The sequence below is a fragment of the Bergeyella porcorum genome, assembly GCF_042427575.1.
GTDB lineage: Bacteria > Bacteroidota > Bacteroidia > Flavobacteriales > Weeksellaceae > Bergeyella > Bergeyella porcorum.
In genome coordinates, this window is record NZ_JBHMFD010000024.1 from 1 (window position 1) to 16,205 (window position 16,205).

The 16,205-nt window shown below is 36.0% G+C and carries 15 protein-coding genes; 4 read left to right on the forward strand and 11 right to left on the reverse strand.

Features of this window, described 5'->3' with window-relative positions; all coding sequences use genetic code 11:
- Window positions 1–254: 254 nt before the first annotated feature.
- The 5 genes from ACFFUE_RS10645 to ACFFUE_RS10665 form a co-directional block, all read right to left on the reverse strand.
- On the reverse strand, window positions 255–2,273 hold the full coding sequence (locus ACFFUE_RS10645; protein ID WP_376835208.1) for a DEAD/DEAH box helicase: 2,019 nt from the start codon (window positions 2,271–2,273) through the stop codon (window positions 255–257).
- A 96-nt stretch (window positions 2,274–2,369) separates the two neighbouring features.
- Window positions 2,370–3,923 (reverse strand): SWIM zinc finger family protein, encoded by a 1,554-nt coding sequence (locus ACFFUE_RS10650; protein WP_376835210.1) that lies wholly within the window; start codon window positions 3,921–3,923, stop codon window positions 2,370–2,372.
- Between the two features lie 622 nt (window positions 3,924–4,545).
- Window positions 4,546–5,295, reverse strand: coding sequence for an NADPH-dependent F420 reductase (locus ACFFUE_RS10655; RefSeq protein ID WP_376835217.1), 750 nt, complete (start codon window positions 5,293–5,295; stop codon window positions 4,546–4,548).
- Window positions 5,296–5,392: 97 nt separating this feature from the next.
- A complete protein-coding gene (locus ACFFUE_RS10660; protein ID WP_376835219.1) occupies window positions 5,393–6,037 on the reverse strand; it encodes an NADPH-dependent F420 reductase in 645 nt (214 codons plus the stop codon).
- Between the two features lie 128 nt (window positions 6,038–6,165).
- Window positions 6,166–6,765, reverse strand: coding sequence for a Crp/Fnr family transcriptional regulator (locus tag ACFFUE_RS10665; RefSeq protein WP_376835222.1), 600 nt, complete (start codon window positions 6,763–6,765; stop codon window positions 6,166–6,168).
- A gap of 582 nt (window positions 6,766–7,347) precedes the next feature.
- Here ACFFUE_RS10665 and ACFFUE_RS10670 point away from each other — a divergent pair.
- The 3 genes from ACFFUE_RS10670 to ACFFUE_RS10680 are packed head-to-tail and all read left to right on the forward strand — an operon-like array spanning window position 7,348 to window position 11,272.
- The gene (locus tag ACFFUE_RS10670; protein WP_376835223.1) at window positions 7,348–9,072 is read left to right on the forward strand and encodes a 3'-5' exonuclease; all 1,725 of its coding nucleotides are present in this window, start codon (window positions 7,348–7,350) and stop codon (window positions 9,070–9,072) included.
- 10 nt (window positions 9,073–9,082) lie between these two features.
- Window positions 9,083–9,748, forward strand: a complete 666-nt coding sequence (locus tag ACFFUE_RS10675; protein WP_376835224.1) for a DarT ssDNA thymidine ADP-ribosyltransferase family protein — start codon at window positions 9,083–9,085, stop codon at window positions 9,746–9,748.
- A complete protein-coding gene (locus tag ACFFUE_RS10680; RefSeq protein ID WP_376835225.1) occupies window positions 9,749–11,272 on the forward strand; it encodes an ADP-ribosylglycohydrolase family protein in 1,524 nt (507 codons plus the stop codon). It abuts the gene before it with no gap.
- 322 nt (window positions 11,273–11,594) lie between these two features.
- Here the strand turns inward: ACFFUE_RS10680 and ACFFUE_RS10685 are convergent, their stop codons facing one another.
- Together ACFFUE_RS10685 and ACFFUE_RS10690 are read right to left on the reverse strand one after the other, a co-directional pair.
- Window positions 11,595–12,602: an NADP-dependent oxidoreductase gene (locus ACFFUE_RS10685; RefSeq protein WP_376835226.1), complete on the reverse strand. Its 1,008-nt coding sequence runs from the start codon at window positions 12,600–12,602 to the stop codon at window positions 11,595–11,597.
- 2 nt (window positions 12,603–12,604) lie between these two features.
- The gene (locus tag ACFFUE_RS10690; protein ID WP_376835227.1) at window positions 12,605–13,447 is read right to left on the reverse strand and encodes an alpha/beta fold hydrolase; all 843 of its coding nucleotides are present in this window, start codon (window positions 13,445–13,447) and stop codon (window positions 12,605–12,607) included.
- A 107-nt stretch (window positions 13,448–13,554) separates the two neighbouring features.
- Here ACFFUE_RS10690 and ACFFUE_RS10695 point away from each other — a divergent pair, with 107 nt between their 5' ends.
- The gene (locus tag ACFFUE_RS10695; RefSeq protein WP_376835230.1) at window positions 13,555–13,968 is read left to right on the forward strand and encodes a winged helix-turn-helix transcriptional regulator; all 414 of its coding nucleotides are present in this window, start codon (window positions 13,555–13,557) and stop codon (window positions 13,966–13,968) included.
- Window positions 13,969–14,304: 336 nt separating this feature from the next.
- Here ACFFUE_RS10695 and ACFFUE_RS10700 read toward each other — a convergent pair whose 3' ends face one another.
- The 4 genes from ACFFUE_RS10700 to ACFFUE_RS10715 form a co-directional block, all read right to left on the reverse strand.
- Window positions 14,305–14,760 carry a ferritin-like domain-containing protein gene (locus ACFFUE_RS10700; protein WP_376835232.1) on the reverse strand — a complete coding sequence of 152 codons (456 nt, stop codon included), beginning with the start codon at window positions 14,758–14,760 and terminating at the stop codon, window positions 14,305–14,307.
- Window positions 14,761–14,766: 6 nt separating this feature from the next.
- The gene (locus ACFFUE_RS10705) at window positions 14,767–15,195 is read right to left on the reverse strand and encodes an organic hydroperoxide resistance protein (RefSeq protein ID WP_376835234.1); all 429 of its coding nucleotides are present in this window, start codon (window positions 15,193–15,195) and stop codon (window positions 14,767–14,769) included.
- The gene (locus tag ACFFUE_RS10710; protein WP_376835236.1) at window positions 15,192–15,623 is read right to left on the reverse strand and encodes a MarR family winged helix-turn-helix transcriptional regulator; all 432 of its coding nucleotides are present in this window, start codon (window positions 15,621–15,623) and stop codon (window positions 15,192–15,194) included. The genes ACFFUE_RS10705 and ACFFUE_RS10710 overlap by 4 nt, the downstream gene beginning before the upstream one ends.
- Before the next feature lie 145 nt (window positions 15,624–15,768).
- Window positions 15,769–16,005, reverse strand: coding sequence for a hypothetical protein (locus tag ACFFUE_RS10715; protein ID WP_376835238.1), 237 nt, complete (start codon window positions 16,003–16,005; stop codon window positions 15,769–15,771).
- Between the last annotated feature and the right edge of the window lie 200 nt (window positions 16,006–16,205).

The window sequence follows — 16,205 nt, forward strand, 5'->3', positions numbered from 1 at the left end:
CTGTTGCTAAAAGAAATGAACCTTTTGTAAAATTAATCTCTTGATTATTTGTTTTTATCTTAGAATGCTCTGGCGGACAACTACAAGGCTAATGCGTCCTTTACAGTAAACAACACAATCGCTTCATTATCGTTTCTAAATACCAAACCTCCCTTTCTATATCCAAAGAGGGAGGTTTCACATCTATTCTTCCACATTTTTCAGTGCCATTAGCAAATTGTTCAAAAAAGTACGTCAAATTTTGTATTCTTCCACTACGAAAATAGTTTTTTAATATCTTCTTTATCAAAAGATTTAGGTTTATCGTCTATGGTGATGATACTATCGGCTACAAGGCGTTTTTTGGTTTGCAAGCTTGCGATTTTTTCTTCGATGGTATCTCGGCAAATCATTCGGTATGCCATCACTTTTTTAGTCTGACCGATGCGATAACAGCGGTCTATGGCTTGATTTTCTACGGCAGGATTCCACCACGGATCTACCAAGAATACATAGTCGGCTTCGGTAAGATTTAATCCTGTTCCGCCGGCTTTCAGACTAATGAGAAAAACCCTAACTTGAGGATTATTCTGAAAATTCTCCACCTTATCTTGGCGATTTTTGGTCTGTCCGTCTAAATATTCATATACTATATTTTCGGCATCTAATCGTTTTTTTATCAGCTGCAGCATTCCTACAAACTGTGAGAAAACCAATATTTTATGCTTTCCTGTTTTCTCTTTTATAATTTGGGTGAGATTGTCTAGCTTTATAGAAGAATTACCATAGTCCTCCTCATCGTTAATCAATGCAGTAGAGTTACAGATTTGCCTAAGTTTGGTGAGTCCTTCTAAAATATACATTTGCGAGTTGGCAACGCCGTTTTCTTCCACTTGTTTAAGTAAATAATCCCTGATTTTCAACTTGTACGCATCATACACTTTGCGTTGATGTGTATCCATTTCGCAATATATCACGCTTTCGGTTTTTTCAGGAAGTTCGGTAGCCACTTGCTCTTTGGTTCTCCTTAAAATAAAAGGATTAATAATGCGATTTAGCATATTAGAAACAGCTACATCTGCCTCTTTGTCTATATAATCCGAAAATTCTTTACGAAAATGTGTCATCGTCCCCAATAGACCTGGGTTCACAAAATTCAGCTGTGCATATAGGTCGAAAGTATTATTTTCAATCGGTGTACCCGTAAGTACTAATCGGTTGTGAGCTTGGAGCAAACGCACCGCCTTGTATCGTTTGGAATTTGGGTTTTTAATTGCCTGACTTTCATCTAAAATAAGGTAATTGAAGGGGTAATTTTTCAGGGTTTCTACATCGTTCAGAATCGAGCCATAGGTAGAAATAATTACATCGTATTTGTCAAAACTACTGAAATCGTCCATTCGTTTGTTACCTATGAAAGAAAGCACTTTCATTTTGGGGCAAAATTTTTCTATTTCAGAAATCCAATTGAAAATCAACGATGTGGGTGCTACAATAAGAGAAGGTTTTGCCTTCGGATTTTTGTTTTTGAGGTATTGCAAAAAGGTGATGGTTTGCAATGTTTTTCCCAATCCCATATCATCAGCCAGACAACCTCCGATTTGATTTTCTTCTAAAAAAGCCATCCAGTTCAACCCTTCTTGCTGATACGGACGCAGTTGAGCCTTTATTTGTTTAGGCACTTCTACATTCGGAATGTCTTTTAGGTGCAATAACCGTTGTTGTTTTTGGTATAATTGTTCGAAAAAATCGGGTTTTTGGTGTAGTTCTTCATACAACTCGTCTAATATACCAAATTGATAATTAGACAGTTGAATAGCGTTCTTTTTTACTTCACCAGCCTTGAAATACACTGCAAATTTCTTCATCCAATCTTCGGGTAATACCCCCAAAGTACCATCACCCAAGGCTACATAATTGCTTTTTTTGATGAATGATTGTTGTAAATCTTTAAGGCTAACCTTTTGATTTCCAAACTGAATGTCAATTTTAATATCGAACCAATCAATCCCTGATTCTAAGTTTACAGAAATATTGGGTTTATTGATATTAAATCGGAAAGACTTCAGATTGTTTGCCCCAAAAACTTGTACACCACTACTTTTTAGTTTTTCCACAGAATGCAACAGCCAATAGTTTTCTAGCAACTGCTCGGGTTGTAAGTAAAAAATATTTCCTTGTTGCTGAAAATCAGTGTGTAAATTGCGTATTTCTTCCAAAAATTCGTCCTCATAAGCCTCGTTTCGAGCAATGTATTCCACGAGGTTAGCGGTAGACATATCTGCCGTAAGCAACTCTTTGGAATATAGCGGAATAAGCGTTTCTCCATATTTTACAAAAGGTTTTAAAACGACAAAATCTTCTGCTGTTTCGGAAATGTATAAATGTTTTTATAATTGATTTTCTTCAATTTTTTTAGGCGATTTTTTCAGTATTTTTGAAGTTACTTCGTAATATCGGCTTAATGGTTTTATCACTTTTTCAAAGAGATTTTGAACATCGTCTTTAAAAAAATGGAGTGTTTCCACATCTTTAAATCTTTGTAAATCAGAAGACAATCTAGGGTTTGAGACAGGATACAAATTCTCTTCGTATTGCACAAAAAACGGAGCTACTCTTATTTTTTTGGTTTTGAGCAAATGTTTTTTTTCGCCCACTTCTATCCTCGGTATAAGCTGATAGACTTCTTCCGCTTCTTTCAGTTCGAAAAATAAGCGAATAGGCTCTTTTACTATAGTCAATTTTTCTAAGTTTTTTCGAGCAAACGAGTCTCTTTCGTCTTTGGAATAGATAAAAAAAGGCGGTTGATGTGTGAGAATTTCACTCAAAATCTGTACACCTAATTTAAAATCTCTGTTTTTTCTTGCATCAATAAGGTTCATTCCTTTATTGACTTTTGAAATGGCTAAAATTTGCTCATCAGTAAAGGATTTATCTTGATATAAGGAAGAATCGTAATCGAAAATGCGTTTAATTTTTGACGAAAAATCGGTTTTATCTTTGTTGAATTTTGCGGAAATAGGAAAAAATTGGCTAAAATCTTCTTTGTAATATCCAATACAGAACCCAATACCTTCTTCTTGATTTTCAATGTTTTGAAACGGAATTTCGGGATATTCATCGCCTTTGATTTCTTCCTTAAAAATTTCAGAAAAATCATCTATCGCAATGAGGTTTGGGTATTTAGATTCTAATTTTGGACCTTCCGGGGTGAGTTGAACAGCATAAAATCGATGAAATTCCTCCACTGACTGAAGTTTTCTTTCTTGTACATAATTGGCAATCAGGTTATTTTCATAATCTTTTGCAAAAAACAAAGTTCCAAATCTTTCTCCAATATAATCAAAAACAAAAAGCCGATGTTCACACATATCCCTTTCATTGCACGAGCAGGAAGTAAAGAGTTTTTTGCCATCATCGGAGCGAGTGATCTTCACTTGTGAAGCTTGCCAATCTTGTGTGCTTACCTCAATTCTATCATACGACAACAAATTGAATTTCAAACCTATATAAATTTTTCGTGACCAAGATGTTCGTTTTGAAATTTCATCAACATCAAATTTCCCGTCTTCTTCAAGCAAAATTTCACCTTTTTTATACTCGGCTTTTTTGGTAGATTTTTTGGTATTTTCAGGGATAGGTTTCTCTTCTTTTATTTTCAAAAAGCCCTTGTCTAAGGCAATACCCAATCTGCCGATAGCAGCAATGATATGCTTACAAATTCCGTCATAATCATAGGGACAAGAACAATAAGTTTCTTTAATCTCCCCTTTTTTATCCACCTCTATTTCAATATCATACAAATAATCCGAATTTCCTTCACAACTGTATCGAAAACTATTTTCGTCAGAGGATTCTAATTTTACATAAACTTGTTCGGCTCTTTTTCGAGTTTTTACATCACTGTTTTTGACGATGTATTTATGAAATAATTCGGTGTACATTTTTGTGATTTACTAAAAATATTATGCTCATTTTTCAACTAATTATTTACAACTATTACTCATTTTTAAGTAACAATAGGATGGATTAAAGCAGTAAATTTACACTTCAATACTAAATCATCTCAATTTCGAAAGATTGTTTCTACTACCAAACGCGTCACTCATTTTGCGAAAATATAATTTTTTTTTAGAATTTTCATAATATGATCATCTTACAGGTAGGCTAAACGCACGAAATTATATTTTGAAGACATTTGACAATTACACATATTGAATATCAGATATTATAATTTAGCCTTGATTGACTAAGAAAGTAACGAAGATACAAACCGCTAGTTATTAACATTTTATAAATTCCGTTCGTTTAGCCTAACAAACAAAGCGAAAACCTCATCGGCTTCCGCTTTGTTTTAGAAAATAAAGGCGTATGCGATACGCCCTTACTGATAATCAAAAATATTTTACAAATGCTCCAAACTCAAAACGGTTTTGCCTTGTTAGGGTTGGTGAGCGATTTTGTGTAAGGCTTCGCCGGCTTGTTCAAACGGAAAAACGCTGTCAATAGAGGGTTTTACCTGATGTTGCTCCAATATTTTATTGATTTTAAAGCAATTGCTAATCACTAAATGTGATATTTTCTATTGATTTTAATCGTGTTTTCGTGGCTAAAATCACCATCTGCCAAAGTAACAAAGTTGTTCATCATTTCTTTGCGGTTTTGTGTAACGCTTTCTGTGGTTTGGGAAGATTTTGCTTTTACCTCGCGAAGTTCATCGATGGTATAGTCGCAACAATAGCCTGCCGAACAAGGCTGTTGTGTCCACGAATTTGCTAAATTACCATTGTCATAAGAATCAAAACCGCAGTCATCTACAAGTTGCATTACAATCTCTTTTTGCTTTTGGTCATCGCCAGCTACCTGAATCACCAATCGGTTAGGACTTCCTTTAGGTTTGCCTAATTCTGCCAATGAAAAGGCTAATATCGAGTTAAAGGCTTTTACCACCGAACGCCCAATTTGCTCCGATACCCAAACACTTTCTACTTTTCCGTTGTCAATATCTGTGATTTTTTCGGGACGAATTTCAGGGTAGTAATTTGCTGTATCTACCACAATAGTCTCTTTGGGAAGTACTTCAAACAGATGTTTTGGAAATTGCTCAATGGCTGATGGTGGTACAGAAAGAATCACCACCTCTGCCCCTTGCATTACTGTCTCTACGCTGTGGGCTGTAGCTCCTATCTCTTGGGCAAAAGGCGTTACTGCTTCTTTCCCTCCCGAATTGGCAACGCTTACTTGGTGTCCTGCTTTTATTAATTGTTTTGCTATTGTCCCACCAATAGCTCCTACACCAATAACACTAATTTTCATACTTTTTCTATTCTAAAATTTGGGGCAAAGGTACATTTTTTTAGAAACAACAAAACGGAACCCTCATCGGCTTCCGCTTTGTTTCAGGAATATAGACTTAAATTTTCGCTTTTGCTTCCGCCAAAGTAACAGTTTTGCCCAACGCTCCAAACTCGTTCAGGTCGCCAAATACTTCCATACGGATAGCCGAATCCAATCCGCCAATGTGCAGAGGTTCAAATCCGCTGTCTTTGATAAGTTGTTCTACTTCTGCGTTTTGTCCGTCGTTGTCAGCATAAAACAATACGGCTCTTTCGGGCTGTTGGTAAGCGGCATTTATGAGCGAATTGGCACTTAAACTAGCGAAAGCTTTTACCAATTTCGCCCCTTGTGGAAGTTTAGCCGATAAAATCTCTCCTGCCGATTCTTTCTCGCCAATGATTTTCTTTAAGCCTCCATCTTCAAGAAGAGCAATAGGATTTGAAGGGTCAATGAGGGTTTTACCTTTCAACTCATTTGCATATTGCTCAATAAATTCTCCAAGTGGTTGAAAATAAATAGCAGGCAGGATTATATCTGCTTCTTTCAAGGCGGTAGCAATGTCTTTTACGGTTGCCGATTGCCATTGTTTAGCGATTTCGTTTGTTTGGGCAATATCACGTCCCACTACGATAAACGGACGACCAGATTTGTTGAGGTTTTCGGCTACTGCCTTACCGATGTTTCCCAAGCCAATGATGGCTATTTTTACTGAATTTTGCATCTTTATTTAATTTTAAAAAGTGAATAATTAGATTAAATTTTCTGATACAAAGATACAGCGGTGACAAGGCGAGAGCCAATGAAGTAGTTTAAGAAATAGGCTTAATATAGTTTAAGATTTCAGTGAAATTATCTGTCGTTTTTCAGCATTTCAGATTTTATTCTGCTTAAAAATTCGGGAGTAATACCCAGATATGCAGCAATTTGCGTTTGTGGTAAACGATTAAGCAAATGGGGGTATTTTTCAACAAAAGACAAGTAGCGACTTTGGGCGGTAGAACTAATATTTTGCAATAATCGCTGTTGTAAAGTAGCGTAAGCCTTTTCGAGCAATACTCTGAAAATCAAGTTGAATTTTCGTGATTTCTTATAAAGATATGTCAAATCTTGGAGATTGATTTGAAGTACCATTGTATCTTCAAGGGCATCAATATTTAATTCTGAAGGTAGATTACTATGGAAACTATCATTGTCGTTTATCCACCAATTTTCCGAAGCAAATTGCAGAATATGTATCACCCCTTTGTCGTCTATTTTGTACATTCTAAGGCAACCTCGCACCACAAAGTTAAAATACTTACACACATCGCCCTCTTGCAATACAAATTGGCGTTTTCGGTACAAGCGTGGTTTAAAGCACTCACTTACCCATTGTTGTTCGTTTTCTGTAAGAGGCACTATTTTTTGGAAATAATCGATTAAAGGTTGTGCAGCTTCCATACTCATCATTTTTTTGCAAAAATAAAAGAATCTTTTTGACACTCAACAGATTTAAAAAAATAAAACAAAGCGAAAACCTCATCGGCTTTTGCTTTTAAAACACTCCTTTTGCTGTCAATCCGCAAAGTTTGTCATTGAAAGGTATTACTTGATATTCAAAAATTTTTCGGCGTTCTTGTATCCGATTTTATCATTATCTTCAGCAGAAATAGAGGCTTCTTCGAGAAATTTGCGTGTATCTTTATCTATCAGAAACGAATAATCGCCCGAATAGATAATACGGTCGGCTCCTATCTCCGAAATGCAAAACTTGAGTTGAGCCTCCGAAAACAATCCGCTTGGCGTGATAAAAATATTGGTTTTGTAGTAATCGGATATTTTGCGGGGTAAGTGGAGCGTTTTGGCATCAGTGAGTGCTCATTCAGTAGCTAAAAAATTTCCTGAACCCGTTATCAAAATTGGTATGGAGGCACTAAAAAAGTTATATCTAAAACATATTAGTTGAATCATTGGCATATTTTTTAAAAAAAATCAGATGTTAAAAGACAAGAATATTGTACATTTGTTGTGTAAAGATAGAATAATATGGCGTTGAAACCGATAGTTTTAAAAGGCGAACAAAAAAAAGTTTTGTTTTTACAGGTTACAGAACCTATTCAGATCAAAGGTGTTGCGGGAAGTGGCAAGACAACAGTTGCTCTTTACAGAGCAAAACATTTGCTTGACACACAATCAAACTTATTTCAAGAAGCCAAAGTTGCAATTTTCACTTACAACAAGACACTTGTAAAATACATTAATGCAATTACACCACATATTTCAGGAGGTTACCAACAAGACAGCGAAGAAATAAAACCGACAAAACCCAAAGGAATAAATGTTTTTGTAACCAGCTTTCACAAGTGGGCTTATCATTTTATTGAAGCAAACGGGAATGATCTTTATGGAAGAACCGTAATGGGTGAAGCTCAAAAGTCGTTGGTTGCAAAATCTAAAGCCAAGTTTAGTTATAACAATTCCAACCTTGCGAGTAAATCCGCAGAATTTTTTGTTGAAGAAATTTCTTGGATGAAAGGCAAAGCCTTTCAATCCAAAGAAGAATATCTTGAAGCCAAAAGAGCAGGTCGGGGAACAAATGACAGAGTAACAAAAGCTGATAAAGAAATAATTTGGAGTATTTTCACGGACTACAATGCTCAATTAAAAGCAACCAATCAAGTTGATTTTGACGACTACGCTTTGCTTTGTTTAAAAATCATTAATTCCAATCCAAATTTTTCAAAACCGTTCACTCACATAATTGTTGATGAAGCACAAGATTTGAGTAAAGCTCAAATTCTTGTCATTTCTCAACTTGTTTCTGATGAAACAAAAAGTATTTCAATAATTGCTGATGCTGCACAAAGAATTTACAAAAGTGGTTTTACTTGGAGCGAAGTTGGTTTGAATGTGAGAGGTGGTAGAACTATTGAGTTTAAGAAAAATTACAGAAATACAGTTCAGATAGTAAAAGTAGCTCTTTCACTTCTTGAAAAAGAAGATGATAAAAGTGATTTCACAACAGTTGAGACAGTACGAAAAGGAGAAGAAAAACCAATCGTTGGTTATTTTCAAAATTGGAATGAACAATGTGCCTATATTCTTAAAGAATTAAACAAGTTGAAAGCAAATGATAACATCAATTCAACTGTCATTTTGCACAGAAGCAGAAGTGGCTTAAATAATATTCAAAGTTTTTTAGAGAACAATAACTTTGAAACTCAAATCCTGTTAAATACTGCTGATATTGATTTTGATAGTGATAGTATTAAAATTTGCACTTTGTCATCAGTTAAAGGTCTTGAATTTGAAAATGTATTTATTATTGACTTAAATGATGATATTATTCCTTATCCGCCTGGTTTTATTGATACAGATGATGAATATCATATTTCAACCGAAAGGCGTTTGCTATATACTTCAATGACGAGAGCAAGGGAAAGGTTATACATGCTTTCAAGCGGAACCCGAACAAGATATCTTGATGAAATTAATCTTAATTATGTCAATCTCATATATTCTATATCAAGCTTCAAAAAAATGTTAGGGAAAGATGTCTTACCATTCTATGAAATACTTAATTCCGATAAAGAAAAAACTGGTTGGTTACGATATTTTGACAAAGAGAAAAGAATTCAAATTCTGATCAATAGGAGTTTAGCCACTAAAGTTAATAAAGAGCCTAATAAAATATTTTTTAATGTGAGTTTTTCTGTCAAAATTTCAAATACTACAGGTAAACAGTATCTTGAATATAGGTTAACCGACCTTAAATAACTAAATTTAAATGGAAAAAAAAAATAATTATATTGATTTTATTGATGAAATTCAATTGCGTAATATTAAATATTTGATTCATTTTACGCCAACTATAAATCTCTTAAGCATTTTTGAACAAGGTAGAATACTTTCAAGAGCCTTACTTGAAAAAAATGACATTGATGACACATTATTGGACTTTATTGAATTTATTGATAGTATTCGTTTTGATGATAAGAATTACATTAATCTTTCTCTGTCATCACCTAACTATTTTCTCTTTAATCGCTTTCGAGAACGCACTCAAGACAAGCCATATATAAATTGGTGTGTGTTAAAAATCAATCCAAAATACATCTACAAATCTGATACAATTTTCTCTGTTACCAATGCGGCTTCTTCAATAGCTAAACAAACTTATGGAATTTCTGGAGATATTCAAAAATTCAGAAAGCTTTTTGAAAATGGAATTATATCAAAAGTTGGGAATCTTCAAAGGGGTAATTTAAAACCAAAATACCCGACAGATGTTCAAGCTGAAGTATTAGTAAAAAATGAGATTGTAGTTTCGGATATATTGCAAGTGTGTTTTAAAGACGAGAATGATTTAGCAACTGGAAAAGCGGCTTTAAGTTCCTATGATACAAGTAACTTTGTGGTGGACGCTTCGCTTTTCACAAATTCAAGAATATGAATGAAACCAGAAACAAAATATAAAGGAAGTATAAAATTATCAGCGATTGGCGATGCTTTGGGTTGGATGACCGAATTTGAAAAAAGCATACAATCTTTAAATCAAAAATTCGGAACTGAACGAATTGAAAGTTTTCATACTTGGACAAAACAAGTTGGTGGCAGGTTTTACGGTTTTATTGACACTATTAAAGCAGGTTCTTATTCAGATGACACTCAATTACTTTTGGCAGTTGCAAGAAGTATAAAAAAAGACGGAAGTTTAGACCATAATTATTTTGCAAAAATTGAGCTTGCTAATTGGTTGGACTATGCAAGAGGCGGAGGAAGAACAGTAAAAACAGCAGCCGACAAAATCCAAAGAAAATCTGTTAAATGGTTTAACAATTTTTACAACTTCAAAGTAAACGGAGAAAATTACGATTACAAAAAAAGTGGTGCGAATGGTGCAGCAATGCGAGTTTTACCGATTGCTTTGGCTAATCTTGGTAACATTGAAAAAATTAAAGAAGAAATTTTTTGCAACAGCATAATTACTCATGGACACCCAAGAGCAATTTTAGGAGCAATGTTATATGGCTATGCTATTAATCAAATTATTATTTACCGAGCAGAAGATTTTAATTGGGAAAATTATCTTACGCAAATAGGTATAGACTTTCCAAAAAAGTTTGAACTATCATTTTCCAATAAAACAGAAATCAAAGAATGGCTTAAAGAGTGGAATAAATCAATTAGCAAACCATTTCATTCTGTTTATGACGAAACAATTATTGAAACACAAAATCATTTGCGTTTTGTATATCAAAGCATAAAACAAAATTTATCCGTTCAAGAAACCTTAAAAAAATTAGGTTGCTTTGACCCAAACACAAAAGGTTCGGGAACTGCGACAGTAATTGCAGGAATTTATTTAGCAACCAAATTCCACAACCAGCCATTAAGAGCTGTAATAGAAGCAGTAAATGCTTTGGGTTCAGACACGGACAGTATTGCCGCATTTACAGGCGGACTTGTTGGTGCTTTGCACGGACACAACATAATTCCCGACAAATGGAAGTTAGTGCAAGACATTGAATATTTAGACAAAATTGCCGAAACACTTTTAGCAATTTCAGAAGATAGATTTGAAGAAAAAGTAAATGCTTTAACTTCAAACTCTAAATTGCTCAACAGCCCAAAGAAAGACGATTTTAATCTTGATGAAGAAATTGAATTTGTTCCATTAGGCAAAGGGAAAATCTCATTTATCGACAGACAACCAACTTTGACAAAGGGAAAATATAATTTGTTACTTGAAGCAATTTTAGACAGTGGACAAAGTATTTTAGTTTCCAAAATCTTTGATGATCCACATTATTCGGTGAAAAAAGACGATTTTGATGAAATAGAAAGCCTCTTGAAATTAGCCGAAAACAAACTAAAACCGATGGCATTAAAAAAACTGAAAGAGTATTTAGCAAAACAAAAAAAGTTACCTAAAGCACAACTTGAAATTATATTGACAATTCTAAAAAATGAATAATAGACGACGCTTTTTGTAACACATTCGCATTTTTTTACTCGCAAAATTCAAAAAAATATTAAGACAACATCTTAAAAAAAATAGATATTAAATAGCTGATGGATAAAACAAAAAGAAGCCGTATCACATTTAGTGAAAGACGGTTTTTGTAATTCTTGCTGTCCCCCTACAAGAGGATGTTTTGTTTAGATGAATATCAATCCATATTGTTAATTTGTGAGGGTATAAGAAAGGAATAAAAACAAAGCGAAAACCTCATCGGTTTCCGCTTTGTTTTAGAAAAGGCGTATGCGATACGCCCTTACTGATAATCAAAAATATTTTACAAATGCTCCAAACTCAAAACGGTTTTGCCTTGTGAGGGTTTGTGAGCGATTTTGTGCAAGGCTTCGCTGGCTTGTTCAAACGGAAAAACGCTGTCAATAGAAGGTTTTACCTGATGTTGCTCTAATATTTTAGCCACTTCGGAAAGTTGTTTCCCGTTGGAAGTTACGAAAATAAAATGGTATTCCTGTTGGTTCTTTTTTGCCATTGCATCAAACTTCTTGCCTACCAAACCGAAAATAATTTTCTTCCACCACGCAAGATTCATTTTTTTTGCAAAGCGTCCGTTGGGCATTCCTTTGAGGGAAACGAGCTTTCCGCCTTTCTTCAAAATGGTAAATTGTTTTTCCAACTCTTTTCCGCCCAAAGTATCGATGACATAATCCACATCGGAAAGCACTTGCGTATAATCTTCGGTTTTGTAATCCAAAAATCGGTCGGCACCGAGTTGCATTACGCGTTCTTTGTTGGCAAGATTGCCGTTGGTAATTACTTTCAGTCCCATTACTTTGGCTATTGGTATTGCCATTGCACCAAAACCACCTGTTCCGCCAGAGATAAAAATAGTTTCGCCAGCTTTGGGTTGTAGAATTTCCAATGCCTGATAAGCCGTAAGACCCGTGAGAGGCACAGCGGCAGCTTCGGCAAACGACAGATAGGCAGGAATGTGAGCCAACGCCCCTTTGTCCACCGCTACATATTCTGCAAACGCCCCAATTTTGTTCAAAGGCAATCTGGCAAAGACACGGTCGCCTGTTTTGAAATCGGTTACATTTCGTCCTACTTTTTCTACCACGCCCGCCATTTCGTTGCCCATTGTCAGCGGGAAAGCGTATGGTGTGATGAGTTTTACCTCGCCACGCGTTATCATATTATCCAGCGGATTGACCCCTGCTGTTTTTACCTTTACCAACACTTCGTTGTCTGCTAATTGTGGAATGGCTACCTCTTTTATCTTTACGGATAAATCGGTTTTGGAATGTCTATCTATTTGTATAGCTTTCATCTTTATATGATTGATTTAAAAAATTGAATGACTTCGTTGGCAAATTTTTCATACTCTTGGAAGATAGCTCCGTGTCCTGCATCGGGATAAATCACCAATTTAGCGTTGGAAATTTCCTTTGCCAAAGTATAAGAATGTTCAGTTGGGACGATGATATCATTATCCCCATTCACTACCAAAGTAGGTTGTTGGATTTGCGATAAATCTGCCAATGGTTGTTTGCCCCAATGCTCTATGGCAGAGAGCTGTCGGCGGTAGCTTTTCCACGAAATGCCTTTGCTTTTTTCGTTTTTTCGTGCTTTCAGACTGCTGATAAACTCGTTCGCTTCCTGTTTTCCACTCTTATTTCGATTGAAAAACATATAAACCTTAGGGTCTTTGAAAGTTAAAATACCTCTCAATGTATGTTTATCTACTATTTTGCGGATGTCTTTTACGGCTCTTCCGCCTCGTATGCCCGTGCCTGTAAGAATGAGTTTTTCTACCTTTTCAGGAGCGATAGCAACCAATTCTTGGGCAATATATCCGCCCATAGAAATGGACAGGATATGCACTTTTTCCAACTTCAATGCTTGGATAAACAGCAAACTTTCTTTTGCCATTTGCTGGATAGTAAGCGGTTGCTCGCCACTGGAAAGTCCCACGCCTTTGTAATCAAAAGTGATGATGCGGTGGTTTTGGGCTAACAAGTCGAGCAATTCAGGTCGCCAATTGTCCATATTTGCTGCCAAATGCACGAAACAAACTATTGGTATGCCTCCCTCTTTCCCATATTCGCGATAGGCAAAGCGAGTGCCGTCTTCTGCGGTAACAAAACGATTGGGAGTATTTGAATATTTTTCCATTTTATATTGTATTTAAAATAAATGTTGTAATTTTGCTTTCAAAATGCAAGTGCAAAGTTAGTGTAATTTTATTCACTTGCAAATTAAAAGTAAAATATTTTTTAATTATGGCGAAAAAAGTGCGAGAATCGGCGTGTTTAATCAGTCGGTCGTTGGATATTTTTGGGGACAAATGGTCGTTGCTCATCATCAGAGATTTGATGCGAAATAGAGTTTGCAGCTATGGTGATTTCTTAAAATCGGGAGAGAAAATAGCTACCAATATTTTGGCTACTCGCCTGCAAGACCTTGAAGAAGACGGCATTATTGCCAAAGAAAAACACCCCGATTACAAAGTGAAAATGGTCTATTCCCTCACGCCAAAAGGGATTGACCTATTGCCTATTTTGGTGGAGACCTATCTTTGGGCAGAGAAATATTATGGTACGCCCACCGATGAAAACGCCCGTCTTGTAGGCGTGAATGCAGACAAAGAGGCGTTCATCACCGAAGCCAAGCGTTTTTTATCTGCTGCGGAATAGATATTATATGTAGGAGCTCTTCCTACAAGTGTAGGAGCTTTTCCCCCAAGTGTAGGAGTTTTTCCCCCAAGTGTAGGAGCTTTCCCTACAAGTGTAGGAGCTTTTCCCCCAAGTGTAGGAGGCTTCCCCCGAGATGTAGGAGCTTTTCCTACAAGTGTAGGAAACTTCCCCCAAGTGTAGGAGCGTTTCCTACAAGTGTATCATAAAAGCCTCTTTCCTTCGGAGAGGGATTTAGGGAGGGGAATACATAAAAAACACATAGAAACATAGAAAAAATACGATGTTACTATGTGTTTTTCTAATGAAAAGAGTAAAAAAATCTTTATTCGTGAAAAATTACATCTGCTTTATCAACCAATTCTGGCGTCCTATCATTTCAATCATTTCCAATTGTTCTTGACTCCAATAAAGGTCTTCTTCCTCATCGGCAAGATAGCCTTTGAGTATATCGTAGGTGGTAGGGTCGTCTTTAAGAGTTGCCATACAATTATAAAGCATATTCACGCCGTGTTCCTGTTGTTTGAGGTCAGCTTTGAGATATTCAACAGGGTCTTTTATAAGATTTCTCCCCTTTTGGTCTTCGATTTTTACCTCACCACCAAGGTCGTTGATGCGGGCGATAAACTTTGCCACCCATTCCATCTCTTCGGCATAATGCTCTTTGTACTTCGTTCCAAGTTTCGTAAAACCCATTGCCTCAAAATGTAAGCCCTGCACAAAGTGTACGAAAGCTGCATTGGCTAAACCTGTTGCGAATAGCTGCAATGCCTCAATTGATTTCTGATGTCTCATCGTTTTTTAATGATTGGTTACTTCAAATTTTACTTCTACATTACCACGAGTAGCATTAGAATACGGGCAAACTTGATGTGCTTTTTCCACCAAACGCTCGGCTTCTTCTTGCGATATATTAGGAATATTCACTTGCATTTCTACGGCTAAACCAAAACCTCCGTTTGCTAACTGACCGATAGAAACTTTTGCCGTAACGGCTGTTTCGCCTGTTTTTGCTCTTTCCTGACGGATGATCAAGTTCAAAGCACTATCAAAACAAGCCGCATAGCCACCTGCAAAAAGTTGCTCTGGATTGGTATAATCATCATTTGCACCGCCCATTGCCTTTGGCATTCTTACTTCTAAATTCAATACGCCGTTATCAGAAACTACCTTTCCGTTTCGTCCTCCTGTTGCCGTTGCTACGGCTGTGTACATTACATTTGTCATCATTTTTCTCTGTTGTTTAAAATTTTATAAATTATTTTTTTCATTGTTTCTATTTCGTCTTCCGTAAGATTGGTTTCGCTTTTTATGGCGGAGTGAATCTCTTTGGCTTTTTCTTTTATTTGAAGTCCTTTTTCGGTAAGGGAAATATTTACGGTTCTCTCATCTTGCTTACTTCGTGTTCTGGTGATTAATTTTTTCGTTTCCATTCGTTTAAGCAAAGGCGTAAGCGTTCCACTATCCAAAAAAAGACGCTCACCGATGCTTTTCACGCTCATATTATTTTCTTCCCAAAGCACCATCAGCACCAAATACTGCGGATACGTAATATCTAAATCTCCCAAAAACTTAGAATAACATTGCGTGATTTCCCTCGACACGACATATAAAGGAAAACACAGTTGATTGCTCAATTTCAATACATCGTCTGTCATCTATTTTCTATCAATTGTTTCATTTCTGATGCAAATGTACAAAATTAAATTGTATACAATCTAATTTTTAACAATATATTTTTTACTATTTATTTCATAATCGTTGATTATTAGTGAGTTAAAATCAAAAGATATATTGCATTTGTTAAATAAAAGGGAGATTTTTTGTATGGCGAATAGGAGCTTTCCCTACAAGTGTAGGAGCTCTTCCTACAAGTGTAGGAGCTTTTCCCCCAAGTGTAGGAGCTTTCCCTACAAGTGTAGGAGCTTTTCCCCCAAGTGTAGGAGCATTTCCTCCAAGTGTAGGAGCTCTTCCCCCAAGTGTAGGAGCTTTTCCCCAAGATGTAGGAGCTCTTCCTACAAATAAAAAAAGCGGAAACATTGGTTTCCGTTTTTTACTGTTATTAAATTACCTTTTGTCTGCAATGCCAAACTCAAGCCAGCCAGCCTGTGGGATAGAGAGCTTCACTACTTTTTTACTTTCTCTTAGCTGAGTGGTAAGCGTTTCAAGCGTTTTGTTAAGCTCATCGGTTTTGGCTTTTAGTTCGGCTTTCAATCGTTCTTGCTCATCATTTAGTTTGA

Excerpts from the sequence above, each read along its gene's own strand:
- ACFFUE_RS10650 (WP_376835210.1), bottom strand. The coding sequence starts at position 3,923 with ATGTACACCGAATTATTTCATAAATACATCGTCAAAAACAGTGATGTA.
- ACFFUE_RS10655 (WP_376835217.1), bottom strand. The coding sequence starts at position 5,295 with ATGAAAATTAGTGTTATTGGTGTAGGAGCTATTGGTGGGACAATAGCA.
- ACFFUE_RS10660 (WP_376835219.1), bottom strand. The coding sequence starts at position 6,037 with ATGCAAAATTCAGTAAAAATAGCCATCATTGGCTTGGGAAACATCGGT.
- ACFFUE_RS10665 (WP_376835222.1), bottom strand. The coding sequence starts at position 6,765 with ATGATGAGTATGGAAGCTGCACAACCTTTAATCGATTATTTCCAAAAA.
- ACFFUE_RS10675 (WP_376835224.1), top strand. The coding sequence starts at position 9,083 with ATGGAAAAAAAAAATAATTATATTGATTTTATTGATGAAATTCAATTG.
- ACFFUE_RS10680 (WP_376835225.1), top strand. The coding sequence starts at position 9,749 with ATGAAACCAGAAACAAAATATAAAGGAAGTATAAAATTATCAGCGATT.
- ACFFUE_RS10685 (WP_376835226.1), bottom strand. The coding sequence starts at position 12,602 with ATGAAAGCTATACAAATAGATAGACATTCCAAAACCGATTTATCCGTA.
- ACFFUE_RS10690 (WP_376835227.1), bottom strand. The coding sequence starts at position 13,447 with ATGGAAAAATATTCAAATACTCCCAATCGTTTTGTTACCGCAGAAGAC.
- ACFFUE_RS10695 (WP_376835230.1), top strand. The coding sequence starts at position 13,555 with ATGGCGAAAAAAGTGCGAGAATCGGCGTGTTTAATCAGTCGGTCGTTG.
- ACFFUE_RS10700 (WP_376835232.1), bottom strand. The coding sequence starts at position 14,760 with ATGAGACATCAGAAATCAATTGAGGCATTGCAGCTATTCGCAACAGGT.
- ACFFUE_RS10705 (WP_376835234.1), bottom strand. The coding sequence starts at position 15,195 with ATGATGACAAATGTAATGTACACAGCCGTAGCAACGGCAACAGGAGGA.
- ACFFUE_RS10710 (WP_376835236.1), bottom strand. The coding sequence starts at position 15,623 with ATGACAGACGATGTATTGAAATTGAGCAATCAACTGTGTTTTCCTTTA.
- ACFFUE_RS10715 (WP_376835238.1), bottom strand. The coding sequence starts at position 16,005 with ATGTTTCCGCTTTTTTTATTTGTAGGAAGAGCTCCTACATCTTGGGGA.